The sequence below is a fragment of the Arthrobacter glacialis genome, assembly GCF_002909445.1.
GTDB lineage: Bacteria > Actinomycetota > Actinomycetes > Actinomycetales > Micrococcaceae > Specibacter > Specibacter glacialis.
The window spans coordinates 20,300-44,301 of the sequence record NZ_PPXC01000006.1 but is presented as its reverse complement, the minus strand read 5'-3'; the positions used below and the strand labels follow the sequence as shown (position 1 = coordinate 44,301).

Genomic DNA, 24,002 nt, shown 5'->3' with positions numbered 1-24,002 from the left:
CACGGCGACGCCGATGGCGTCGGGCGCGCTCGGCTGGCAGCAGTGCTTCCGCCGGGACGCAGAGCTCCAGCGGTGAGGCCTGCAGCAATTGTGGCGCGTTGCCGACCACGGGGAATGTCTCCTGGATTCGCCCCATCCATGCCGACCGGACACCGCGAACCCTGGTGGGAACCATTGAACGCGGCACCTAGTCCAGCTGTGGCTGAAGCAGCGCATGCCAGCCACAAGCAAAGGCGCCCGGCCGAGTTTCCCCGGCCGGGCCCCTGATCAAGGCGGACTCGCTCTAGTACGCCACGGTAAAGCGCTGGCGGCGGTGCGCAGGGCTCTCGATTTCATCCACCAGAGCTGCCGCAAGGTCGGCCCCGGAGATGTTCGAATTTCCGTCGGCGTCAACCAGGAGAACGTCTCCGCCAATACGGAATGTTCCCGTTGCCTCGCCCGGGACCCAGGCGCCAAATGCCGCGGCGGGGCTCACGTAGAACCAATCCAGCTCTCCCGCACTGACCCGCAGCGCCTCTAGCAGGGCCTCGCCGGTGGTGGCCTCAGCCAGGAACTCGACCGGGAAATCGCCATCCATGAGCTTAGGGCCGCCGGGGGCAACCAGCAACGACCCGGCCCCTCCCACCACACCAAGGCGCACGCCTGCGTCTTGGGCGAGCACGCTGAGTTCTGCAACCACACCTTCCAGCTTGCCTTCAAGATCTCCGCGCGGCGACAGCGTTTCAACCACCACATCGGCGTCGGCCACCACCTGGGCCAAGAAGTCGGGATCAAAGACGGATCCGGTCACGTAGTTGGCCCCCTTCACGGCGTCGGCGGGAAAGTTTCGGCTGTAGGAAGTCACCTCATGGCCGCGCTCCACCGCCACTCGAACAATGTTGCTTCCCGCATATCCGGTTCCACCCAAGACTTTGACTTTTGCCATGATGAATTCTCCTTGCTGAGTGAGCGTACTGACCCGACTGGTCAATGGTTACTAAAAGAGAGTAGCATACCGAAGGAGAGTTAGGCGCGTTGATATACTCAGGAGACCGGGAATGCCAAGGAGAAGAATATGACCGTTTTAGAGTGGGACCCCTATGACCGCAACTGCCCGTCCCGGCAGGTGCTGGACAGGGTTGGGGACCGTTGGACGGTGCTTGTGGTTGGTGCCCTCGCCGCAGGACCGATGCGGTTCTCGGAACTTGCCGAACGCGTGGACGGCGTCTCCCAGAAGATGCTCACCCAGACCCTGCGCAACTTGGAACGCGACGGGCTCGTGACGCGCACCATGTACGCCCAGATCCCGCCCCGGGTGGAATATGAGCTCACTGACTCTGGCACCACGCTGCAATTGCCCATGAAAGCGTTGGAGGACTGGACCAAGGAGCACATGCGGGGCATCATGGCAGCGCGCTATGAGTACGACCTTCACAAGGCTGAACTCCCGAAGCCGTAGTGGCCCGGCGGGCCACTACACAATGGGCCCGACCCGAAGGCGTTCTTGCCGGGACCACAGACATCTTCGCGCGATCGGATCTGGACTTTATCTCCGCCTGTGTCACCTCCGCCGACCCTGGCCTTCACTTTCACGGCCCCATCAGCAAGGACGGCACCTTGGAAGCGGCTACACCCTTCCAAGCCACCCTGACGTCCTCGGGCACCGGCGCGCTGGTGACTGTGCACCTTGGGCAACGCCTGAACTGATCCTGCGCGGCTCGCAGGAATCTCCTGCAGGTAGCCAGTCTGCCGCCCCTGCATGCGCCCCATGACGGCACCTTGTTCGCCCAGCGGGTCCTGGCGGTGACATTCGATCTTGGCACGGCTTTTGCCAGCGACTTTGATGCACCGTCGTGCGTGGTCCAGGAACTCGCGCTGAAACCGCTTCTGGATGAGGTGGTACGGATGCGGCCAATGCCGACGAAGAGGGTTGGCTTGGCACTGGAAGCCGGGATACTTTAGGAGCGGCCGCCGGGAGGGCCAACGAACAGCATGGTTGCCATGATGCCGCCCACGAACACCACAAACACCACGCTGAGCAGTGCCGGGCGGTTGAGCATCCAGCGCAATACCACCTGAACCCAGTGGCTGTCGCGGGGGTGGGCAGTGGCAGAGGTGCGCCATGCGCCGTCGAGCTTGTTATTCTTTTCCAGCCACCTGTCAAAGGGGATGGTCAGGTACGGGACAAAGGCAGTGGCCGCGGCGCCAACCATCAAGCGCTTGGGCCAGCGCTGGTTCAGGCCCACCAGCACTGCCGTGGTCACATAGCCAATGAACACCAGCCCGTGCGCGAACCCGCCCACCTTGACGGGCCAGTCACCTACTCCCACGCCATATTTGAGGATCATGCCGGTGATCAGCAACGTCCAGGTGACGGCCTCGGCGATGGCTACTGTGCGGTAAAAAGTGCGTGGCGACATGGGCTGTTTACAGTCCTCGGATAGGGGGTGACGTCAAGGGGCAAAAATGCCATGCCCAGCCTAGCGGTGATTGCTGGGAGAACTCTCAAGGCCCAACCGGCGCCGGCGGGTCCGGGCGGACTTCTCGCTGGGGCTTGTTGCCCCCAAACTCCAGCCGACGACGGCGAGCACGGCCTTGGCGGGGCACCTCACCGGGAGCGGGATGGGACCCAGCCGTGGAGTGTGCAGCCTGAGTAGCTCGCGGTATTCCGGCGGCAAGGTGGCAACAGCCGCTGCAAACAAAACCTTGTACCCGAGCTGTTGGGAACGCGGCAGGGGCGGGTTCCGGATGAAGGAAACGGTTTCAGCCACCCTTGCGTCGTACCGGAGCTCGGGGGTGTAGGCCGCCAGCTGTGCCCTTAATTCTTGGACTGTTACGGGTGGGCTTTCCACCTGCATGAGGGCCCCTGCCACAGCCCAGTCGGCCACATAGGCGTCTGGTCCGCCGGGGATCGGACCGCCGTAGCCCTGGTGGGTCGCCAGAAACGCCTGGGTGAAGGCCAGATGCACCCAGCGCAGCAGATCCGGATCGTTGGCGCCGTAGTGGCGGTCTTCACCGCTGTTGGTGGTGAAGGTGCCCTGAACATACTTATGGATTCTCAACACTTTCGCCGAAGCGTTCTGCGCTGCCGTGGTGTCGCCGTAGCTGACTGTGAAGATCCAGCGAATGGTTCCCGCCAGCCGGCCCAGCGGATCTGAGCGATAGTCGGAGTGGTCATGTACTCCCGCGAGCGCGCCCGGGTGCAGCGCTTGGAGCAGCAGGGACTGGATGCCCGCCACCAGGGTGGTCATGGAGCCGTGCACAGCCCACGCCGCCGTGCCCGGCCCAAAGTAGCCCCCGTCGCTCCCCTGTTCCAGGTCAAGTTCCCACTGCGGGATGGCCGCTGAGTTGTTGCTGAAGGTGCCGCGCAATTCTCTGCGCCAACGGCTCAGAACGTTTTCCATACACCTAGTCTGACCCATTGCCGGCGCGGATGCCCCGGAAATGCAGTTGGCGGTGAATTGTTGGTCATCGAATTGTGTCAGCGAAAAAGCGGGGCGTCCGGCCAATCCCATGCCGAAACCTCCAGCTCACTGCCCTCGATGATGTCTGGTGTGTCGGTCAGGACCTGGGTGGGGACAAATCCTTCACCCTCCCTGGGTGCCACCGCCATGGACGCCGGCAGGATGTGTCCTTGCGTGGTGGAGTTGGCACCCCAGGCCAGCATTGCCGTGGCCGTTGCACCCGGCGCCAGGCTGATGGGTGCCGGTCCCGGATCGGAAAACATGTAGGAGCTTCCATGGGTCAGCGTCACCGGAATCGGGGCGCCGTCGTCCGCGAAGAACTTGACGCCGGGATACCCCTCAACGGAGCACCGCGTGGCACTGGTGTTTGTCAGCAGGATGGTCATGGCACGGTGCCCCAAAGCGGCCTCGACCCGCCCCTTCATGCTGGCGGTCAGTTGCGCCACCGTGCACGGAGGTGCGGGAATGTACGACGGCGGCGAGTAGGTGGGCGGGCCGCTTGGTTCGTCAATGGGCGGTGGCGGCGGTTGCGGCCCCGCATAGTTGAGCTTGCCGCTGACCAGTGTTAGTCCCGTGCCCTTCTCCGCAATGAAGAAGTCAGTGACCACGGCCTCGCCGGGGGTGTAGGCAAGGGGTGTGCTGCGCAGGTACTCAAGGATGGGTTGGGATTGGCTGGAATCTTCCACCGTGAGCGTCAAACGCCGCTGGGGCTGCCCGTATAGGACTCGGGTGTCCACGTCGACGCTGCGTGCGGCGAACTGTGTGCCGAGTTGTGTCACCAGTTCCGTGAGCCCGGCCCCCAGGGCTTTTCCTGCGGTGGTTATGTGTGCCCGTCCCTGCGACACCAACAAGGCACCCACGTTAAGTTGTTTCGCAGCCAGGTAGGCGCCCACGGGTTTCAGGAATTGAAATCCGGTGGTTGTCACCTCCGCCACCCCGTCATGATCCATCATGGCCCGCTCCACCCCCGGGAGCGCGCCAATCTCCCGGGCAACGGCAAAGTACTGCGCCGTGATCGGTGCCGGGCCCTGGGAGCTGTACACCCCGGCCTCGGCCCCCGCGCCCGTTGCCTCGTCGGCGTCGGAAATGCCAACCTCCCACGCAAAGCCAAGGCGCTGCCCGGCCACGTTTTCGGCAAGTGCCTGCGCTGCGGCAACTGCCACATTGGTGCCCGTACCCTTGGACACCCGCAGTCGAATGGAGACGAGCCACGTGGATACATCATCGGCTGAGCGCGGGTGGTCCTTGGGGTCATGACCTGGCTGATTGAAGATCACCTTTACACCTGCCACGCCGTCGAGGGCTTTGGCGTACTCTCCCGCGGCATCCCCGGCCTCGCGCACGCTAGATGGCGGTTCATTCGGGCCCCAGCGGCAACCTGTCATGGCAAGAACCAGCGTGAGCGCCAGCCAGGTGGCCAGTAGTTTGCTGCGGTGTTTCACCAGTCCCCCGTGTCCTGCGATGCCCGTGTGCGTTGAGTCTAACTGGTCTGCCCCAGCCGGTGTGCCTTGCCTTGGATCGTGTCCATGACAAAGCCTGTTTGGAGGTTCACACTGAGAGTGAGGCCCTTGGCACTTTAGTCCTTGTGGCCGGAGAGAAGACAGCCATGAGCAACCCACCAGCACCCATAGACCCGGAGGAAGCGTCCCGATGGGGCCGGGAAGCCGCCACGTCCCGTGAACACAGCGAGACGGCAGCCGAGGGCACCGACGGCCTGGACATGCCGGAGATTCGCATGCATTCCCAAGTGGCAGCCGAGGGTCCCGAGGGCAGCAGCGAGTGAACGTTCCGCCCAGCATGCAATCCGCCGTCGCGTTGGAGACACTGCAGCTGCGGCGGCATAAGCTGTGACCATGACTAGTTTCAGTGTTTCCCGCAGCGCACTAATCCCGGCCACCGCGGAGGAAATCTATCCGTTGGTGATCAGCTTCCGGGAATGGATCAACTGGTCACCGTGGGAGGGCCTGGATCCGGCCATGCAGCGCACATACTCGGGCCCCGTTGCGGGTGTGGGCGCCAAGTACGCGTGGAAAGGCAAGGGCAAGGCCGGGGCTGGCACCATGGAAATTGTTGAAGCCACGGAACCGTCCAGAATTCACATCCGGCTGGAATTCAGCAAGCCGATGAAGGCGGTGAACCCCACCACGTTCACGTTTGTCCCCGAGGGCAGCGGCACCCGCGTCACCTGGACCATGACGGGCGAAAACAAGGGCTTGGGCCGGGTGTTCATGCTGTTCATGAACATGGACAAGCTGGTGGGCGGCGACTTCGAGAAGGGCCTGGCACAACTCGCAGCAGCCGTGTCCACGCGCAGCTGAAGCGAATAGGGGTGAGTGCCAGTTTGCCTGTGGCCCACCGTGGAAGGTCATTAAGTTATGCGTCTCACTGGCTGCTGACGCGGCGAATGCCCCAAGGCCCGTGTGGCCAGCACCCTCTGGCATCACGTGCTGATGAGTTCCTAACCGTGCAGCGGCGGGTGCGCGTCCACCCGGGGGATGGCCAGCACCGGAACATGCTGGGTGGCCAGGAGCTTGCGGACCACGGAACCTGTCAGGACCTCATTGACGCCGGCCAACAGGCCGGGGCGCCGGGCACCCACCACAATGACGGAGGCGGAGGCGGCCAAGGCGAGTCTGCCAAGGGCCATGGCCGGATCCCCGCCGAGAACCCTCAAGGAATACTCCACCCCTTGGGATTGTGCCGCCGTTCGAAGAATGGGTTCAAGTTCCCGCACTGCCGACGCCGCCTCGTCCTCGGGATCAAGTGCCCGGTTCAAGGATCGGCCCATCGGGTTGCCGCTGGGATCCCATTCGATGAGGTAACTGCCCGGGTCTACATAGCCGGCCATGACACTGACGCCGGTCGCTCTCGCCAACGATACGGCGCAAGCCAGGACAGCAGGATCCTGCTCTGGCAACAGCCCCACCAGCACCGCCCCTGTGCTAAATAGAGGTTCCATGACGGACTCACTCCCTCTCCGTTCGGCGTCAACAGTGCTCAAGTTATGCCCTCATTCTTATGCACCGGGCACCAAAGGGGAAGTGCCATTTTGACGTGACGTCGCAAGTCCAGCCATTCCCGGGAACGCCGGTCGGCAGGCCTTGGGCTCGCCTTGGGGCGCACTCAGAGCCGGCCGGTGACCACCGTTCCCGCCAGTTCGTCGCCGTGGGAAAGGGTGGCAGTGAAGCCGTGGGACGTCATGATCGCGGCGCTCTCCGCGCCCTGCCGGACGCTGGTTTCCACCAGCAGGTATCCACCGGGCCGCAACCAGGCCGGGGCCAGGGCCGCGATCCGGCGTTGGATGTCCAAGCCGTCGGCTCCGCCGTTGAGAGCAGCATGCGGTTCATGCAGCCTGGCCTCCGGGGGCATGAACGCAATCTCATCTGTGGGAACGTAGGGGGCGTTGGCCACTATGACCTCCACAGTTCCGCGCAGCTTTTCAGGCAGCGGAGTAAACAGGTCGCCGCAGTACGCATGCCCATGGGCGGGCAGCACATTCTCGGCTGCGCAAGCCACGGCCGCCGGATCAATGTCCGCCGCATGCAAGTCCAAGCCGCCGAACTCGTGCGCCAGTGCTGCACCCACTGCGCCGCTGCCGCAACACAAGTCCACCACCGTTGGCCCTGTCTTAAACAATCCGGGTACCGTGCCGAGGCTGCGCAGAACCTCCAGGGCCTTGTCCACCAGGAATTCGGTGCGCACCCGGGGCACAAAGACACCCGGCGCCACGGCCATCCGCAGCCCATGGAAAGATGCCCAACCCACCAGATGCTCCAGCGGAATCCCTGACACCCGCCGCGCCACCATCCCCGCCAGCTCCTGCGGGCTGACGGCCGCGTCCACCAGGATGGTGGCTTCATCTTCGGCGTACACGCAACCGGCAGCACGCAGGGCTGCAACTAGGCCTTCTGTGTCCAAAAGCGAAAATGGCTCCATGGCTTCCTTCGGTGTTGCCGCCCGGTGGCACTGCTGCGCGAAACCGGTCCGGGACTAGGGCAGAGTCAGGATCACCGGACCATCGGCGGTGATGGCGACGGTGTGTTCACTGTGCGCTGCCCTCTTGCCCTTGAGTGAGAGCAGGGTCCAGCCGTCGTTTGCGTGCTGGTAGTCATCGCACCCGCCGGCTATGAGCATGGGTTCGATGGCAATGACCAGGCCTTCGGTGAGCTTTATTCCCCGTCCGGGGCGCCCTTCGTTGGGGACCGGCGGTTCCTCGTGCATGGCGCGGCCAATCCCGTGTCCGCCATGGTCTGCCAACAGTCCGTAGCCTTCCCGGCGCGCCTGCTTCTCAATGGCGTGGCCAATGTGGCCCATGGTGTTGCCAATCCGGGCCGCCTCAATGCCCCGGGCCAGGGCGGCGTCAGTGGCGGCGATGAGGGCCACATCCTCCGGCCGACCATCCCCGACGGTGAAGCTGATGGCCGCGTCCCCACACCAGCCATCAAGGAATGCGCCGGCGTCAATGCTGACCAGGTCGCCGTCGGCCAGCTTGTACCCATGGGGGATGCCGTGAACCACGGCATCGTTGACGCTGGCGCAGATCACGCCAGGGAACGGAATGGGCGCCCAGCGCGGGTGGTAATTCAAAAAGGCGGGGACGGCTCCGGCGTCGCTGAACACGGAGGCGGCTACGGCGTCGAGCTCCTTCAGGCTCACACCCACACCGGCATGAGCCTTGACGGCGGCCAGGGCCCGGGCCACTATCCGGCCGGCCTCACGCATGGCCGCGATTTCTGCTGCTGTCTTGATCTTGCCCATGGCGATCCCCCGGTACTTCGCTCTTGACGGTGTTGAAACCACAGTACCCAAGGCCGCTACGCTGAGGAAATGACGTTCGACGCCGGCTCCCCCAACAATTTGTTCCTCACCGCCCTGCGCCCAGCCTTGGCGGAAGTGGCCATCGCAGAGAAGGCTGAAGGAATGGATGCATACATGAAGTCGGCCATGCCGTATCTGGGCGCCCCCTCCCCCGCGGTGCGCAAGACCGTGCGGGCACTGGCCAAGGAACACCCCTTTAGTTCCGTAGAGCAACTCCGCGCCACCGTCACTATCCTGTGGGACGGCGCACACTTTCGGGAGGAACGGTACGCGGCCATCATGCTCACCGACTCACGCCTGGCCCGGGGCGAGTTGGGGCTCCTGCCGTTTTACGCCGTCGTGATTGAGACGGGGCAATGGTGGGACTATGTGGATTCCGTTGCCCCGCGACTCAACGACCTTCTGCAACAACACCGCCAAACCATGGATCCGGTGCTGCGGGAGTGGAGCGAGCACCCGAATTTCTGGTTCCGGAGGGCAGCGGTCATCGCCCAATTGCCCGCCAAGGCGGCCACTGACACACAGCTGCTCAGCGACCTGATGGCACCCAATCTGGCAGAGCCGGAATTCTTCATTCGTAAGGCCATCGGGTGGGCGTTGCGCCAATATGCCAGGACCGATCCGCATTGGGTACGCGGCTACGTTGCCCAGCATGAGAGTCTGCTCAGCCCACTGTCACGCCGAGAGGCGCTCAAACACCTGAACCCGTAGAGATCAGCTTTTTACCGCGAACGCATGCTGGTCAGGCTTGTTCCGCTTGAAAAGTTCACTGGTCTTCTTGTCCCACAGCGTGAGGTACAGCAGGCCCATCACGGCAACAACAACGGCAATGCTGCGCACCACTTCCATGGAAATCCACGGGAAGACGCTCAATTGGTCGGTGAGTGCGATCAGGATGAAGAACGCACTGAGATAGAAAACAGTGCGCAGCGGCCAACCGTCCTTGATCCCTGTCGTGGCGAAAAACGCCAGCAACCACACCACATACCACGGCTGAATCATGGGGGCAAGCAGAACTACCGCGGTGAACGCCCAAGCCATGCGGCGCATCACGGCATGGCTGTAGCGCTGAGGTTCGGGCAGATCCGCGCCGAGCCCACCGGAAGGCCCCAACCGGATTTTAACGAAGGCCAAAGCCATGACAATCAAGATGGAAATGACTTGGGCGACTTTTTGAATGCCGTCTGCAATGGGGGTGCCGTCGCCACCCAACCAGTCCACCAAGGAACCCAGCGAGACTGAGCCAATACCCACCGGCGCGTACCAGTGCCAGATGGTGCCCGGGGTTTGAAGTGCCGCCAACCAGCCAAACCCAAGACCGTTTACTGCTCCCATGGCCCCCATGACAGCCATGGAAATGCCTAGTGTTGCAGCCCAGAGAGCAAATTTACGCACCCACCCGGCTCTGGACCCGGCCCACAGCAACCCCACAAAGGGCAGCGCAATCAAGGTGATGGGCTTGATGGCGATGGAGGCTGTGACAAACAAAATACCCACCACGGCCCGTTTGGTGCTGGCGTAGTAGAGGCCAGCCACCACCAGACCCATCATGAGGGAATCGTTGTGCACGCTGGCAATGAAATTCATCAGTGTTACGGGGTTTAAAACGGCAAGCCACAGCGCCCGGTGCGGGTTGAATCCGTGGCGGGCTGCCAGTTTGGGCACATAAATGGCCAGCAGAACCACGCCGGCAAGACTTGCCAGCCGGAACGGAATCAAGGCAATTTCGGGGCTGTTGGCAGGTATCAGGACAGCCAAATGCTCCAGCCACAACCACAACGGCCCATACGGTGTTGGTGCTTCAGTCCACAGGGTGTCCGGGCCCAGCAGAAAGTAGTTGTTGAGCGCGGAAATTCCGTTGGTATAGGGGTCCAAGTCCTGCTGCATGAGCCGTCCCTGGCCAATGTAGGCGTAGGCGTCACGGCTGAAGAGTGGCAAGGTCAGCATCATGGGCGCCACCCACAATATGAGGGCCTTCCTCAACACAGGGCCGGCGTCGTCGTTCCAGCCGCTCAAGTGTTGGCTCAGGCGCAGCCATGCCCTGAACATCAGCAGTGCACCCAGGCACAGCAGAACTGTTGCACAGATGACTGCTGCCGGGGTGGTCCGCGCCAGAATAAACAGGGGCGTCCTGATGAGCACCGAACTGCTGGCCAGCCAGCCAACGCCCAAAGAGCCCAGCAGCAGCATTACGGAGCCTGCAAAGCCCTGCCAGATGGCTGAGGATGTGGTGCCGGTGCGAAAAGGCAGTTTTGCGAACACCCTATTCCTCGTCTCCGCCATGGCAACGTCAGTGCTGGTCAACAACAAACTCCTGAACTATCTTTGACCCTCGTGTTAGGCCCGCTCGGCGTTCACATGGGCGGGCGAACCCGGGGAATAAGTACCGGCTGCGCTAATATGAAAACAGCCAAGGACTCCGTTCTTGGCATTCTACCCACTCCAGCTGAGCATCTCCTAAGTACCTGGGCCAAGCACCAATCGCCGCCCACGGATTACCTGTGCCCGGCTCGGTCCACCGCCACACCCAAGAAGGACTGGATCATCTCCACGGACACGTTTTTCTCCGCCCTTGCACGACTACGGGATGCGGTACTGCCCGCCCGGATCCAGAGCTGGCTGAAAACCCCCGTGGGCATGTGGAGCGTCTTTGCTCTGGTCCATGTGGTGTTCCTTTCATTTGCTGTCCTGCTGTCGCTGCGGGGGGAAGCATATAGCGACACGTTCATCTACCGGATCTGGGCTTCGATCGACTTCGATGAGACCCGTGTGCTTGGCCCGAGCCCCTGGGTTTACCCCATTTTGGCGCTGGTCCCCATGGCCGTGGCGTACATCTTTGGCGAGGGGCCCTTCCTGTTCATCTGGGTGCTGATGATTGCCGGCTTGAACACACTGGCCGTGGGCAAACTCACGAGTTGGGGCAAGAAGCGTGAAGCCATTCCGGCCGCCCTGTGGTGGATTTCCTTCACTACTTTGATGGCGTGGCTGGGCTTTGCCCGGGTTGACGGTCTCACGGCACCTGTGGTTCTCATAGCGCTGTCCATCGGCGTGGCCAGCCCCTTCCTTGCCTCTTTCATCCTCAGTGTGGCCACCTGGACCAAGGTCTGGCCTGCCGCCGTCGTGCTGGCGCTTTTCACTGTGGCGAAGCAGCGGGTCCGGGTGGTACTGGCTGGCATGCTGGTCACGGCGTTCGTGGTGGTGCTGGCAATGAGTATGAATTCAGGCCACAAACTTTTCAATTTCCTGCTGGAACAGGGCGACCGCGGCATGCAGCTCGAAGCCACGTTCACCACACCATGGCTGTGGATGAGCGTGCTGGGCATTGGCGACGCCCGCATGTACATGAACCAGGACATCAACTCCATGCAGGTGGACGGACCCGGCTCCGAGGTCATGAGTTTCCTCATGCAGCCCCTGCTGGTGGCGGCGGCGCTGCTCGTGGCGGGCCTGATTTTCTGGGCCCTGCACACTGGCAAGCGTAGCGGTGGCGCCGACAGGACATCCCTGCTGCTCTTCGGCTCGCTCGCCCTGACCACTGCGTTCGTGGTGTTCAACAAGGTGGGCTCCCCCCAGTTCATGGTGTGGCTGGGGCCTGCTGTTGCCGTGGGTCTGGCCTACCAATGGAAGGCGTGGCGGGTTCCGGCCACCATGCTCATTGGCGTGGCCGTGCTGACGTTCCTTGTCTTTCCACTCTTTTACAACGAACTTTCCAACAACAGCCCCGTCATGGCTGCGGTTCTTACCGCGAGAAACGTGCTGTTGGTGATCTTGTTTGTGTGGAGCGTGCGCCAGCTGTTCCTGCTGGGACGCATCCCTGCACCGATTACCCCGCACGACGCCGAGCCCGCCACAGCGGTTGCCTACAGTGCCGCCGCATATGGTACCGCCGGGGAAGGGCCCAGGCCTTCGAAGACCGGCACAACGGGAGAGGCTGACGCTTCGCCCGCCACGCCAAAGTAGCCGATCGGCTGACTCGGCGAAAGAAGCGCGGCAATATCGGGGTTCACGGTACATTTGACGCGTGGCTATTAATAATGAACGCATTGTGTGGATTGACTGTGAGATGACCGGCCTGGACGCCGTCAACGACGCCCTGATTGAGGTGGCGGTGCTGGTGACAGATTCCGAGTTGAACATTTTGGGCGACGGCGTTGACGTTGTCATCAAGCCCAGCGACGAGGCCTTGGCGCAGATGGGCGACTTTGTGCGCGACATGCACACCTCGTCGAAGCTGATTGAGGAGCTGGCCGGCGGCACCACCATGGAAGATGCGCAGGCGCAGGTGCTGGCGTACATCCAAAAGTATGTGCCCCAGCCCAACAAGGCCCCGCTGGCGGGAAACTCCATCGGCACCGACAAGGTGTTCCTCAGCCGTGACATGCCTGAGCTTGTGGAGCACCTGCACTACCGGGTCATCGACGTTTCCACTATCAAGGAACTCTCACGTCGCTGGTACACGCGCGCCTACTTCCAGTCGCCGCCCAAGACCGGCGGACACCGCGCCCTCGGCGACATCAAGGACAGCATCAACGAACTCAAGTACTACCGTGAAGCCGTCTTCGTGCCGGCGCCGGGGCCCGATACCAACACCGCCAAGAAGATCGCTGCCAACTACCAGGCCTAGATTTCCCGTATTTCCGGGAGATTTCCGCCTCAAAAACGCGATCTAGCTCACAAAAAAGGCAAAAGAGCCTGTTTTGGTTTTGACCACCCCGCAGCTCGTGTAGACTATTCGACGTTGCCAAAAGCGCAGAGGACATTCCAAAAGGATGTTGCTGTGGTTGAAGCGGACATGGTGGGATTAGCTCAGTTGGCAGAGCGCCTGGTTGTGGTCCAGGAGGTCGCGGGTTCAACCCCCGTATCTCACCCCGAAAAGCGGTTCTGTAGGAATCGCAAAAACACCCCGGTCATTTGATCGGGGTGTTTTTCATTGCCATCAAAGATGCATTTCGTGAGCCTGAATCCCGAGCATGAAAAGGAAGCCGTCATGACCATCCTCCCCGTAACCATTTTGGGTGAGCCCGTGCTCCACCGCCGCGCCGATGAAGTCAAGGCTTTTGACGAGGACCTCAAGAAGCTCGTGGCGGACATGCACGAAACCATGGATGCGGCCAATGGCGTTGGCCTGGCCGCCCCGCAAATTGGTGTGGGCCTGCGCCTCTTCACCTACCAAATGGAGAACGACGACGACGTTCCTGCCCGCGGCGTGGTGGTGAACCCCACGCTGACGGTGGGAAAGATCTCCGGCAACACCCCCGATCCCGATGACGAAGTAGAGGGCTGCCTGTCGGTGCCCGGCATCGACTTCCCGCTCAAGCGGGCCGAATGGGTGCGGGTGCGCGGATTCGACGTAGACGGAAACCCCCTGGATTTTGAAGCCACAGGCTGGTTTGCCCGCTGCATGCAGCACGAATACGACCACCTGGACGGCAAACTCTATGTGGACAGGCTCAACGCCCGCTACGCCAAGAAGGCCAAACGTTCAGCCAAGAACAAGGGCTGGGGCGTGCCCGGTCTGACGTGGATGCCCGGTGTGGACCCGGACCCGTTCGGCCACTAGTCCCCAACTCCCTGTACAGCCGGTGCGCCAAATGTGGCGTAGCTCCCATGAGGCATATCTCACGGGATTATGCACTGCATATTTTGTTTGTCCATTGGCTGGTATGGAGTAGCTTGGCATAGAGATTATTCTGCACTTTTTGTCGACCCGGCCAGTTCCCTCATGAATGACGGCCACAAGGGGGAACCATGTCCAGCACCAGCACTCCACACTCAGGCCCCAAGGCCATTCCGCGCAAGGTGATTGGCCTGGCCGTAGCCGGCGCAGTGGGTGGCTTCCTCTTCGGTTTTGACTCCTCGGTGGTCAACGGTGCCGTCGACGCGATCCAGGGCGATTTCAAACTGGGCGACACCCTCACCGGCTTCGCCGTAGCCATTGCACTTCTTGGCTGCGCGGTGGGCGCGTTCATGGCTGGCAAGATCGCCGACGCCAAGGGTCGCATCCCCGCCATGAAACTTGGCGCGGCGCTCTTTTTGATCAGCGCCCTGGGAACCGGACTGGCCTTCAACGTCATCGACTTGATCTTCTGGCGGCTGGTGGGCGGTCTGGGCATTGGCTTGGCCTCGGTGATCGCCCCAGCCTATATTTCCGAGATTTCCCCGCGACGCCACCGCGGACGGCTGGCTTCCTTGCAGCAGCTTGCCATCACCATTGGTATCTTCGCCGCCCTGCTCTCCGACGCATTGTTTGCCAATGCTGCCGGCGGTGCCGCTCAGGAGCTGTGGCTTGGGCTTCCCGCCTGGCGCTGGATGTTCCTGGCCGGCGTTGTCCCGGCAATTGCCTATGGCTGGATTGCCTTTGTGCTCCCCGAGTCCCCACGCTTCCTGGTTCTTCAGGGCAAGGAAGAAGAAGCCACAAAGGTCTTCAAAACCATTGCCCCGGATGACGACACCGAGCGCAGCATCCGCGAGATCAAGGAAGCCGTCAAGGAAGATTCCCTCTCAGCCAAGAAGGGCTCCCTGCGAGGCAAGCGGCTTGGCCTCATGCCTGTTGTGTGGATAGGTATTATCCTCTCTGTGCTGCAGCAGTTCGTTGGCATCAATGTGATCTTCTACTACTCCAACACGTTGTGGCAGGCAGTGGGCTTCCAGGAGAAGGACTCACTGACCATCTCGGTGGTAACGGCTGTGGTCAACATTTTGGTGACACTGGTGGCCATTGCCCTGGTGGACAGAATCGGGCGCCGCCCCATCCTGCTCACGGGTTCCATTGGCATGGCCGTCTCCCTGGGCACCATGGCGCTTGCCTTCTCGGCTGCAACCGGCAGTGGCTCGGACATCAGCCTCCCGGGCGCCTGGGGACCCATTGCCCTGGTTGCCGCCAATGTGTTTGTGGTCAGTTTCGGCGCGTCGTGGGGGCCGCTGGTTTGGGTGCTCCTGGGCGAGATCTTCCCCTCACGCATCCGTGCCCGCGCCCTGGGTTTGGCAGCCGCAGCCCAGTGGGTGGCGAACTTCCTGATCACCTTGACGTTCCCGGCCATGGCCGCCGCATCATTGCCGCTGACCTACGGCATGTACGCCCTCTTTGCTGCCGCATCATTCTTCTTCGTCATGTTCAAGATCCCCGAAACCAACGGCATGTCCCTGGAACAGGCCGAGACGTTGTTTGTGAAGAAGCCCAAGGCCGAACAGTAACGTTGCCGCTGCCCCGCACTTATGCGCAGAACCCACCTTGGGTTCTGCGCATAAGTGCTTCTGCGCGGAACCCAAGGTGGGTTCAACGCATAATTTCACGCCACATGCGCCACAAACCATGCGTGGCTGTAAGACTGAGTGGTGCCAGTGCAGTGCTCAAGGGTTCGCTAAACTAGCCCAATGACCTCCCGCACCGCCATGAGCCCAGAGCCGACACTTGACTACTTGGGCGTTGCCCCAGAAGATCGGGCCGACTGCCTTGCACTGTTGGAAGCCCCGCTCAGCCCGGCCGCGGCCACAGTGCATGAGCACCTTGTGGCGCGCCTTGGCAGTGCAGATGAATCGGTGCCGGAGCTGGGCACCGATGACCTCCCCGTGACAGAGCTGGATTGGCTGCGCGCCATGCTGGACTTTGTCCCCACCATCCTGGAGTGGCACGCGGGGCGCAACATTCCCGACGCCGTCTCCCGCGCCTCGTTGGCCGATTTTGGCCGCAACATGGCCATCAACCGCCGCGTCCACAACCGGTTCGGCATGGACACCTACAAATGGCTCAACCACCTTTTTTCCGGCCGCATCTACCAGTTGGGCCGCCTGCAGTACTTGATCCACCAGCCCACGGCCGCCATCCCCGGGGTCGCTGCCGGTGAATGGATCCTGGGTATTCACATCCCCGAGGGCGGCGGACTGGGTGCGGCGGTGGTCAATGACAGCCTGGCCCTTGCCCGTCCGTTCTTTGCCGAACACTTCGCGGACCAGCCGGTCGCCACAGCCAACTGCGAGTCCTGGCTGCTGGATCCCTACCTGGCCGAACAGCTGGAACCCAGTGCCAACATTGCCGCCTTCGCAGCGCTGTTCACCCCGTATGGTGAACCCCGCGACGAGCCCACTGACGCCGTCTACTTCACCTTCCGCACCCGCAGCATGGAAAACCTGGATGCCCTGCCGCGGGCCACGGCGCTGCAAAGGATTGTGCTGGAGCGCATCGACGCCGGAGGTGCTTGGCAGCTGGGCTTCGGTTCCCTGGAACTGCCCCGCTAGACTGCATCACCCAGCCGGCGCCGTCCGTTAACACCCGCCCCGCCAACGTGGCGCTGCGAGAGTTGCCAGGCGCCGCCGTCGTCCCTGCCAACTTGCTGCCTGCGCACTGCGGTAAACTTGATAGTTGGTGTCCTGCCTCTGCTTGAACATTCTTTTCGCCGCTAGAAAGTAGTCTTGTGTCCTCTCCGGCCCAATCCCCCGCCCGTGCCACCGAAATTACCGGCCAGGCGGAACGTCGTCGAACCTTCGCCGTTATTTCGCACCCTGATGCGGGCAAGTCCACGCTGACGGAAGCGTTGGCGTTGCATGCCAAGGTGATTGGAACTGCCGGCGCCACCAACGGCAAGTCCAACCGCAAGGACACGGTCTCGGACTGGCAGCAGATGGAGAAGGACCGCGGCATCTCGATCAGCTCCGCGGCGCTGCAGTTCTCCTACCGCGACACCGTCATCAACCTGCTCGACACTCCCGGCCACGCCGACTTCTCCGAAGATACCTACCGTGTGCTGGCGGCCGTTGATTGTGCCGTCATGCTGGTCGACGCCGGTAAGGGTCTGGAAACACAGACCATGAAACTCTTTGAGGTCTGCCGCCAGCGCAACCTGCCCATCATCACCGTCATCAACAAGTGGGACCGGCCCGGCCTGGATCCGCTGGAACTGATGGATGAGATCACCGAGCGCACCGGGCTCACACCCATGCCGCTGACCTGGGCCATCGGTATTGCCGGCGACTTCCGTGGCGTGTGGGACATCCGCCGCAACGAGTTTGCCAAATTTGCTCGCAACAGCTCGGGCGCACAGATCGCACTGACCGAATACATGACCCCCGAGGCGGCCGCTGAATCCGAAGGAGACGCCTGGGACGACTCCATTGAGGAAGCCAGCCTGGTGGTCGACACCGACGCACCGCTGGATTTGGAGGCGTTCTACGCAGGCAAGGCCACTCCCCTGCTGTTCTCCTCTGCCGCGCTGAACTTTGGTGTGAAGCAGATCTTGGACACCCTGGTGGACTTTGCCCCGCCAGCGTCACCGCGCCCCGATGTGAGCGGCGAGACCCGCCCCGTGGAAGCACCGTTCTCGGGCTTTGTGTTCAAGGTTCAGGCCGGCATGAACCAGGCGCACCGCGACCACGTGGCCTTTATCCGCGTATGCTCCGGCATGTTTGAGCGCGGCATGGTTGTCACCCAAACCCGCACCGGCAAGTCCTTTGCCACCAAGTACGCACAGCAGGTCTTTGGCCGCGACCGTGAAGTCATTGACACAGCCTTCCCTGGCGATGTTGTTGGCCTGGTCAACGCCTCCACCCTGCGCGTGGGCGACACCTTGTTTGTTGAGGAGCCGGTGGAATACCCGGCTATTCCGCTGTTCGCCCCCGAGCACTTCCAGGTGGCACGCTCCAAGGACCCCAGCAAGTACAAGCAGTTCCGCCGCGGCATTGAGCAGCTGGAGCACGAAGGCGTCATCCAGGTGCTCCGATCAGACCTGCGCGGAGACCAGGCACCCGTGCTGGCGGCCGTGGGCCCCATGCAGTTTGAGGTTGTTGAGGACCGCATGCACCACGACTTCAACGCCCCCATGCGCTTGGAGCGCCTCCCCTACACCCTGGCCAGGCTCACGACGCCGGACGCCGCAGCCACGCTGAGCACTGTCCACGGCGCCGAGGTGCTGGAGCGCAGTGATGGTGAATTCCTGGCCCTGTTCAACGACATTTGGGCTATGCGCCGGGTCGAAAAGAACTACCCGGAACTGCCCTTGACCGAGATCGGCACCAAGCGCGAGTAGCGCCTGCCTGCGCTAGTTGAGGTAGCCACTGGCCAGTGCCGCTTGCGTCGGGCAGCGGCCCAGAACGTTTTCCATGGCTCCTTTCTCGGCCGGAGTCACCCAGAGCTGGTAGGCGGCCTTGACCGATATTTGCCGGGCCACATAGTGGCAACGGACCTTTTTTGAAGGCGGCAGCCAGCTGGCGGCATCGGCGTCGCTCTTGTCCTGGTTGGCCTCCCCGTCCACTGCCAAGAGGTTCAGCGGATCATTGGCCAGGCTCTGCCGTTGCAGCGGCGTCAGGGCTGTGGCTCCCGTTTGCCAGGCGTTACTCAGGGCCACCACATGATCAATTTGGACAGCCTCGCTGGTGTCCTTGCCGCGTTGGAATTGCACAGTCGTGCCGGTGTACGGCTCCTTCAGCGTGCCTGATGCCACAAGACACGGCGATCCGGCAATGAATTGCACTGCCTGCAGATCACGGCGCAGGACGTCGTTGCGGGTGTCGCAGCCGTTGGCGTCAGCATCCAGCCACGCTTCACCAAAAGCACTGCGCTGATAATCATTGCGTGGCGCTTTGCCTTTGACCTGAAGGGTTTCCAGGACGGCCAAAGCCGTTGCTGGCGTCAAAACCACTATGGGCTGGCCCAATGCGGGCGACGGCGTGCTGACAGCAGGCGCTGGACCGGCATCCGGTGTGAACGGCCAATGACCCGCGCTGTGCAACCAGCCAACCAAAACCACCAACACCACCACAGCCAACAGGACAGCTGCCCGCACAGGCGCCCGCTGCGCCTTATCTGTGCGCCGCTGAGTGAACTCTTGTGCATGCCGTGCCATGGGACATCCTCACCAACTGACCCGCCCCAGCATGAACCCCGTCCCTCCGTATTCGGCGAAACCTGGACAGCGGGGGTCTTGGCAGCCGGAGCGCTGTAGTGCCGGTAACTCGGTCACTTTAAGTTTAGAAGGTTGCGGTCGATGGTGGAGCCGGTTATCCACAGACCTCTTATCCTTGGCAGACAACCCGTTCACAATGGCCACGGCCAACCATCTTTCAAGAGATTCCGCGTCTACTGACCGTAGCTGCGAGATGCATGGTTACACACGGGTTTTTGTGGCTGCGGTCAGCACAAAATTCGTAAAAAGCTGCCCACTACCGTTTTCGCGGCCGACCCGCCAAGCCACGGAGCGGAGACAAAAAAGGCGTGCCCGCCCCGTACAAAAACAGGGAAAACACGCCATGAAGTTGGATAGGGCAGCCGATACGCCGGGTTTTGTCATCCGCCGCAGTTACCCGCGGCGGAGAGGCAACCATCCATCTACGAACGCCGTTGCCGACGCCCTCTAGCAGCCTACCCAGACACTCGGGCGAACAGCCCTCAAACATGCCCTGTCTGGCCTTGCTCCGGGTGGGGTTTACCTAGCTTCCCTAGTCACCTAGGGAACTGGTGGTCTCTTACACCACCGTTTCACCCTTACCTGCTCCAGCCGTTGCCGTGCAGGCGGTCTATTCTCTGTGGCACTGTCCTGCGGGTTACCCCGAGTGGGCGTTACCCACCACCCTGTTCTGTGGAGCCCGGACGTTCCTCGAGCCACTTGCGTGACGCGCGGTTGCCCAGCTGCCCTATCCAGTGGTCAAGTCTACAGGGCGAGGGGCCACAAACGAGCGCAGCGAGCTTGGGGTGCCCTGTGGACGCTAGCTGCTTGGGCGCCCTGCGGGGAACGCACCCACGGTGGGCAGGCATGCAAAAGGCGGGTCCGGCGTCGAACGTGAATGTTCGACGCCGGACCCGCCTTGAGTGCGAAACGCTAAACCAGTGCTGCTGCCTGCGGGGCAGCGGCGTCGAGTGCTGGGAAGGCGCGCGGGTGAACCCCGGCCATTTCCTCCATGACGCGGACCACCTGGCAGCTGTAGCCGAATTCGTTGTCGTACCAGACATACAGCACCAAATGCTTGTCGTTGCTGATCGTGGCCAGGCCGTCCACAATGCCGGCGCGGCGTGAGCCAACAAAGTCGCTGGAGACCACTTCGGGCGAGTCGATGAAGTCGATCTGCTTGCGCAGGCCCGAATTCAGCGACATGTCGCGCAGGTACGTGTTGACCTCATCCTTGGTGGTGCCGTTTTCCAGGGTCAGATTCAGGATAGCCATGGACACGTTCGGGGTGGGAACGCGGATGGAGTTGCCGGACAGCTTGCCCTCAAGCTCGGGCAGGGCCTTGGCCACGGCCTTCGCGGCGCCCGTTTCGGTCAGCACCATGTTCAAGGCGGCCGAGCGCCCGCGCCGGTCACCCTTGTGGAAGTTGTCCGTCAGGTTCTGGTCATTGGTGAAGGAGTGCACCGTCTCCACATGGCCGTGGACAATGCCGTACTTGTCGTTGAGGACCTTCAACACGGGGGTGATGGCGTTGGTGGTGCAGGAGGCGGCCGTGACTATGGTGTCGTGGTCGGTGATGGTGCCGTGGTTGATGCCGTGCACAATGTTCTTCAGCGTGCCCTTGCCCGGGGCCGTCAGCAGGACCTTGGCCACGCCGCGGCTCTGCAGGTGCTGGGACAGGCCCTCCTCGTCGCGCCAGCGGCCCGTGTTGTCCACCACCAGCGCGTCGTGAATGCCGTACGCCGTGTAGTCGATGGTGGCGGGGCTGTCCGAATAGATGACCTGGATGGATGTGCCGTTGGCCAGGATGATGTTTTTGTCTTGGTCAACGGTGATGGTGCCATTAAACGGGCCATGCACGGAGTCGCGGCGGAGCAGGCTGGCGCGTTTGGTGAGATCGGCGTCGCCGCCCTTGCGCACCACGATGGCACGCAAGCGCAGGCCGTGGCCGCCGCCGGAGTGTTCAATGAGGATCCGGGCCAGCAGGCGGCCAATGCGGCCGAAACCGTAGAGAACCACGTCAGTGCTGGTGCGCTCGTCGGCGCCAAAGCGATTTACGACGTCGGCCAGTTCAGCGCGCAGGAACGTTTCAAGGTCGCCCTCGTCCGAGGCCTTGAAGTTTGAAAGGAGCCGGGCCAGGTCAAGTGAGGCGGCTCCCAATTGCAAGGTGCCAAGCACCTGGAGCAGCGGCAGGGTTTCTTCCACGGGAAGTTCCACGTCGTCAACCTGGCGGGCAAAGCGGTGGGCCTTGAGCAGGCTGATGACGGACTGGTTGATCAGTGACCGGCCATGGATGCTGGTGAGAACATTGTTGTCCCGGTAGAGCCTGCCGATGAGCGGAATCATTGCTTCCGCCATGGACTCACGCCCAATCCAGGAATCCAAGATTGTGTCGCAGTTGTTTGTCACGAGTTGTTGCACCACGTAAGTACCCTCTTCTAGCTCAAAACACCCTTGGTTCAAGCCAAAACCAGTGTGACAGCGCGCCGAGGCTACACGCGAGTTCAGTGATTCAATTCACTAGACCGGTCTACGCCCACACCCGCCGCCGCCTCGCGAACGGGCAGTAGTTGCTGATGTTTGCGCCCAACATCAACAACTGCTCCCCGTTCACCTGGCGCACGGTGTGGAATGTGAGCGCAGAACCGGCCGCTAAGCTCAAGTGTGCTCATTTTGCTTCCCCCTTCCGAAGGTAAGACCCCCGCCGATGCAGGAACTCCTGTGGATCTGGCCGAACTCAGTTTCCCCGAGCTGACACCAGCAAGGACTGAGGTGGCGCTGGCGTTGGCTGCCGTCTCCGAACAGCACGACGCGCTGAGCCAGCTGGGCGTCGGGGCAACGTTGGCCCACGAGGTGCACCGCAATACCAGGTTGGTCCAGGAGCCGGCAGCCCCGGCCCACACCATTTACTCGGGAGTGCTCTTTGATGCCCTGGGGTACGGCAGCATGACGGCAGGACAAAAGAAGAAAGCCGACTCCACAGTGATGGTCATTTCAGGTCTTTGGGGTGCCGTGCGCTTTGGCGACAGTATCCCGGCCTACCGACTGTCGATGTCTGTTGGGCTGCCAGGTCTGGGCAAGTTGGCCAGCTACTGGAAGCCAAAGCTGGCCCAAGCACTCAATGCTCACGCCGAGGGGCACCTGCTGGTGGACTGCCGCTCCAGCAGCTACGCGGCAGCGTGGGCGCCGGACGCGGCACGCACAGTGGCCATCAACGTTTTCACCGAACGCGACGGCACCCGCAAGGTGGTTTCGCATTTTGCCAAGCACACGCGAGGGGAATTGGCGCGGCACCTGATCACCCGCCGCGGCAATGCCCCGGAAACGCCGGCGCAGCTGGCCAAGGCGGCCGGCGAAAAATGGGCCGTGGAGTTGGTTGCCGGCACGGCCCGCAAGGCACACGCGCTGAACATCATTCTGCCGGACTAGAACCCGCCCAGTCGGTGCGGCGCCCTTCCATCCAAAGCCCCCGTCCGCTCACCTGCTCGTGGGCGGCGCGTCTGCAGGTGCTGCCTGTGCGCCGATGATCTTGAAAAGTTCCAAGGCCTGGTTCGGGACACCCGCCGGATCATCAAAGGCAGCCTCGTTGTATGTCACGGCAACTGCAATGGCGATCTTCTCCGACGGTAGCGAGGCTTCCACCGCGGAATACCCACCAAACATGGGATTTTGCAGCACCCAGTTGCCACTGAGCACCACACCCAGCCCGTAACTGAACCCCACACCCATTTCTGTACAGTTGATGCATCCAGGAACCTTGGTGGTCTTGCCGCGAAGGCTGGTATCAATCTGCGCGGCATGGGATTGCGCCGAGAGCAGTGACCCGGAACCGATCGCATCGGCCGAGGTGGTCATGTCGGTGATGGTCGTGGTTTGCACGGCGCCCCGGGCCAGGGTCCATGAAGGGTTCCAAAAGCTGCTGTCTTCGATGAAGTTCGCTGTTGCGGGCAACCCTAGGGGATCCCTGCGTTCACCCGTGTAGGCATGGAGCACTGGTTCGGGAATTTCCGGTGTGTCTGAACTTCGAGTGCCGGTGAGTCCCAGCGGAGTCAAAATTTTCTCTTGCAGCAGCTCATCCAGCGGCATCTCCGCAATCTTTTCCAGAGCCAGGCCCAACAGGACGTAGTTGGTGTGCGCGTAGTTCCAGTTGGTCCCCGGCTCATAGATCAGTGGCTTGGAGGTCCCAAAAGCCTGCAATTCCTCCGGGGTCCAGCTGCGGAACGGGTCCGCATAGAACGCTTTCTCAAACTCGTCGTCCGGCACATAGTCCTCATAGCCGGAGGTCATCTGGACCAACTGTCCCAGTGTCACCTTGTCACTGTTAGGCACTCCGGGCAGCCAGTTGGACAGCTTATCCGCCAAGGAAACCTTTTCCTCATCCACCAGCTGCAACAAGGCGGTTGCCATGTAAGAGATCGCGACGGCGCCGTTGCGGAAATGCATGTCAGTACGCGCCGGCACGCCCGGCATGGATTCACCGAACGCTTCAGTGATCACCGGCTCCCCTGCAATCGTGACCCGCACTAGAACCGACCTCAGATGCCTGGCACCCATCTGTTCTGTGACGATGTCCCGCACCTGATCGGCCAGTTTCATATCAACCGATGCCGTGGCAGGCAGAGTCTTCACAGGTGATTCTGCTGGTTTCATCGAACAACCGGCGAGCGCCAGCACTGCCACCAGGCCATAGACCAGGCCATTCCTGGCCTGTATGAGCGCGCCCATGTGATTCCTGCTTTCATCGTCGGACTAGCTGAAGCCGCCCCGACCCCGCTCGGCTCCGGCGAAGGTCCGGCGAAGGCGCCCTTCAATGATGCTAGTGAGCCAACTTCCGCTCCGGAATAGACCCAGGTCGCCACTTGGAAGG

General features: G+C 62.1%; 23 protein-coding genes, 1 tRNA gene and 1 other RNA gene. 13 read left to right on the top strand and 12 right to left on the bottom strand.

Annotated features, from left to right (window positions below):
- Nucleotides 1-283: 283 nt before the first annotated feature.
- Nucleotides 284-925, bottom strand: coding sequence for an NAD(P)-dependent oxidoreductase (locus tag CVS27_RS09175; RefSeq protein ID WP_103465440.1), 642 nt, complete (start codon nucleotides 923-925; stop codon nucleotides 284-286).
- Nucleotides 926-1,054: 129 nt separating this feature from the next.
- Between CVS27_RS09175 and CVS27_RS09170 the strand changes: the two genes are divergently transcribed.
- A complete protein-coding gene (locus CVS27_RS09170; RefSeq protein ID WP_103465439.1) occupies nucleotides 1,055-1,438 on the top strand; it encodes a winged helix-turn-helix transcriptional regulator in 384 nt (127 codons plus the stop codon).
- A complete protein-coding gene (locus CVS27_RS09165) occupies nucleotides 1,438-1,686 on the top strand; it encodes a hypothetical protein (RefSeq protein ID WP_103465438.1) in 249 nt (82 codons plus the stop codon). Before CVS27_RS09170 ends, CVS27_RS09165 begins: the two co-directional genes overlap by 1 nt.
- Before the next feature lie 251 nt (nucleotides 1,687-1,937).
- On the opposite strand, the gene CVS27_RS09155 is transcribed toward CVS27_RS09165, so the two are convergent.
- The 3 genes from CVS27_RS09155 to CVS27_RS09145 all read right to left on the bottom strand — a co-directional run bounded on the left by CVS27_RS09155 (nucleotide 1,938) and on the right by CVS27_RS09145 (nucleotide 4,885).
- Nucleotides 1,938-2,399, bottom strand: a complete 462-nt coding sequence (locus CVS27_RS09155; protein ID WP_103465436.1) for a DUF3817 domain-containing protein — start codon at nucleotides 2,397-2,399, stop codon at nucleotides 1,938-1,940.
- A 60-nt stretch (nucleotides 2,400-2,459) separates the two neighbouring features.
- A complete protein-coding gene (locus CVS27_RS09150) occupies nucleotides 2,460-3,383 on the bottom strand; it encodes an oxygenase MpaB family protein (RefSeq protein WP_207767489.1) in 924 nt (307 codons plus the stop codon).
- 77 nt (nucleotides 3,384-3,460) lie between these two features.
- Entirely contained in the window at nucleotides 3,461-4,885 is a 1,425-nt protein-coding gene (locus tag CVS27_RS09145; RefSeq protein ID WP_165788120.1) for a DUF4232 domain-containing protein, read from the bottom strand.
- A 164-nt stretch (nucleotides 4,886-5,049) separates the two neighbouring features.
- On the opposite strand from CVS27_RS09145, the gene CVS27_RS20775 reads away from it, so the two are divergent.
- Nucleotides 5,050-5,226 carry a hypothetical protein gene (locus CVS27_RS20775; RefSeq protein WP_165788121.1) on the top strand — a complete coding sequence of 59 codons (177 nt, stop codon included), beginning with the start codon at nucleotides 5,050-5,052 and terminating at the stop codon, nucleotides 5,224-5,226.
- 70 nt (nucleotides 5,227-5,296) lie between these two features.
- Nucleotides 5,297-5,761, top strand: coding sequence for an SRPBCC family protein (locus tag CVS27_RS09140; RefSeq protein WP_103465434.1), 465 nt, complete (start codon nucleotides 5,297-5,299; stop codon nucleotides 5,759-5,761).
- 140 nt (nucleotides 5,762-5,901) lie between these two features.
- Here the strand turns inward: CVS27_RS09140 and CVS27_RS09135 are convergent, their stop codons facing one another.
- The 3 genes from CVS27_RS09135 to map all read right to left on the bottom strand — a co-directional run bounded on the left by CVS27_RS09135 (nucleotide 5,902) and on the right by map (nucleotide 8,201).
- Nucleotides 5,902-6,402, bottom strand: coding sequence for a universal stress protein (locus CVS27_RS09135; RefSeq protein WP_103465433.1), 501 nt, complete (start codon nucleotides 6,400-6,402; stop codon nucleotides 5,902-5,904).
- 164 nt (nucleotides 6,403-6,566) lie between these two features.
- Nucleotides 6,567-7,379 carry a putative protein N(5)-glutamine methyltransferase gene (locus tag CVS27_RS09130; RefSeq protein WP_103465432.1) on the bottom strand — a complete coding sequence of 271 codons (813 nt, stop codon included), beginning with the start codon at nucleotides 7,377-7,379 and terminating at the stop codon, nucleotides 6,567-6,569.
- Between the two features lie 54 nt (nucleotides 7,380-7,433).
- Nucleotides 7,434-8,201, bottom strand: a complete 768-nt coding sequence (gene map, locus CVS27_RS09125; RefSeq protein ID WP_103465431.1) for a type I methionyl aminopeptidase — start codon at nucleotides 8,199-8,201, stop codon at nucleotides 7,434-7,436.
- Between the two features lie 69 nt (nucleotides 8,202-8,270).
- Between map and CVS27_RS09120 the strand changes: the two genes are divergently transcribed.
- The gene (locus CVS27_RS09120) at nucleotides 8,271-8,972 is read left to right on the top strand and encodes a DNA alkylation repair protein (protein WP_103465430.1); all 702 of its coding nucleotides are present in this window, start codon (nucleotides 8,271-8,273) and stop codon (nucleotides 8,970-8,972) included.
- A gap of 3 nt (nucleotides 8,973-8,975) precedes the next feature.
- Here the strand turns inward: CVS27_RS09120 and mptB are convergent, their stop codons facing one another.
- Nucleotides 8,976-10,565 carry a polyprenol phosphomannose-dependent alpha 1,6 mannosyltransferase MptB gene (gene mptB / locus CVS27_RS09115; RefSeq protein WP_133162906.1) on the bottom strand — a complete coding sequence of 530 codons (1,590 nt, stop codon included), beginning with the start codon at nucleotides 10,563-10,565 and terminating at the stop codon, nucleotides 8,976-8,978.
- 96 nt (nucleotides 10,566-10,661) lie between these two features.
- Here mptB and CVS27_RS09110 point away from each other — a divergent pair, with 96 nt between their 5' ends.
- From CVS27_RS09110 to CVS27_RS09080, 7 genes are all read left to right on the top strand, one after another.
- Nucleotides 10,662-12,221 (top strand): glycosyltransferase family 87 protein, encoded by a 1,560-nt coding sequence (locus tag CVS27_RS09110; RefSeq protein ID WP_103465428.1) that lies wholly within the window; start codon nucleotides 10,662-10,664, stop codon nucleotides 12,219-12,221.
- A 61-nt stretch (nucleotides 12,222-12,282) separates the two neighbouring features.
- Nucleotides 12,283-12,885 (top strand): oligoribonuclease, encoded by a 603-nt coding sequence (orn, locus tag CVS27_RS09105; protein WP_103465427.1) that lies wholly within the window; start codon nucleotides 12,283-12,285, stop codon nucleotides 12,883-12,885.
- 171 nt (nucleotides 12,886-13,056) lie between these two features.
- Nucleotides 13,057-13,129: transfer RNA gene (locus tag CVS27_RS09100), tRNA-His, on the top strand.
- A 119-nt stretch (nucleotides 13,130-13,248) separates the two neighbouring features.
- Nucleotides 13,249-13,821 carry a peptide deformylase gene (def, locus tag CVS27_RS09095; protein WP_103465617.1) on the top strand — a complete coding sequence of 191 codons (573 nt, stop codon included), beginning with the start codon at nucleotides 13,249-13,251 and terminating at the stop codon, nucleotides 13,819-13,821.
- A gap of 188 nt (nucleotides 13,822-14,009) precedes the next feature.
- A complete protein-coding gene (locus CVS27_RS09090; protein ID WP_103465426.1) occupies nucleotides 14,010-15,455 on the top strand; it encodes a sugar porter family MFS transporter in 1,446 nt (481 codons plus the stop codon).
- Nucleotides 15,456-15,635: 180 nt separating this feature from the next.
- Entirely contained in the window at nucleotides 15,636-16,496 is an 861-nt protein-coding gene (locus CVS27_RS09085; protein ID WP_243400110.1) for an acyltransferase domain-containing protein, read from the top strand.
- Between the two features lie 176 nt (nucleotides 16,497-16,672).
- Complete coding sequence (locus CVS27_RS09080) at nucleotides 16,673-18,280, top strand: peptide chain release factor 3 (RefSeq protein WP_103465425.1); 1,608 nt, start codon at nucleotides 16,673-16,675, stop codon at nucleotides 18,278-18,280.
- 12 nt (nucleotides 18,281-18,292) lie between these two features.
- Here CVS27_RS09080 and CVS27_RS09075 read toward each other — a convergent pair whose 3' ends face one another.
- The 3 genes from CVS27_RS09075 to CVS27_RS09065 all read right to left on the bottom strand — a co-directional run bounded on the left by CVS27_RS09075 (nucleotide 18,293) and on the right by CVS27_RS09065 (nucleotide 21,559).
- On the bottom strand, nucleotides 18,293-19,096 hold the full coding sequence (locus CVS27_RS09075) for an HNH endonuclease family protein (RefSeq protein ID WP_103465424.1): 804 nt from the start codon (nucleotides 19,094-19,096) through the stop codon (nucleotides 18,293-18,295).
- A gap of 410 nt (nucleotides 19,097-19,506) precedes the next feature.
- Nucleotides 19,507-19,886, bottom strand: an RNA gene (rnpB, locus tag CVS27_RS09070) — RNase P RNA component class A.
- A gap of 182 nt (nucleotides 19,887-20,068) precedes the next feature.
- Complete coding sequence (locus CVS27_RS09065) at nucleotides 20,069-21,559, bottom strand: glyceraldehyde-3-phosphate dehydrogenase (protein WP_370739493.1); 1,491 nt, start codon at nucleotides 21,557-21,559, stop codon at nucleotides 20,069-20,071.
- A gap of 240 nt (nucleotides 21,560-21,799) precedes the next feature.
- On the opposite strand from CVS27_RS09065, the gene CVS27_RS09060 reads away from it, so the two are divergent.
- Entirely contained in the window at nucleotides 21,800-22,564 is a 765-nt protein-coding gene (locus CVS27_RS09060) for a YaaA family protein (RefSeq protein WP_103465423.1), read from the top strand.
- Between the two features lie 48 nt (nucleotides 22,565-22,612).
- On the opposite strand, the gene CVS27_RS09055 is transcribed toward CVS27_RS09060, so the two are convergent.
- A complete protein-coding gene (locus tag CVS27_RS09055) occupies nucleotides 22,613-23,860 on the bottom strand; it encodes a serine hydrolase domain-containing protein (RefSeq protein WP_103465422.1) in 1,248 nt (415 codons plus the stop codon).
- Between the last annotated feature and the right edge of the window lie 142 nt (nucleotides 23,861-24,002).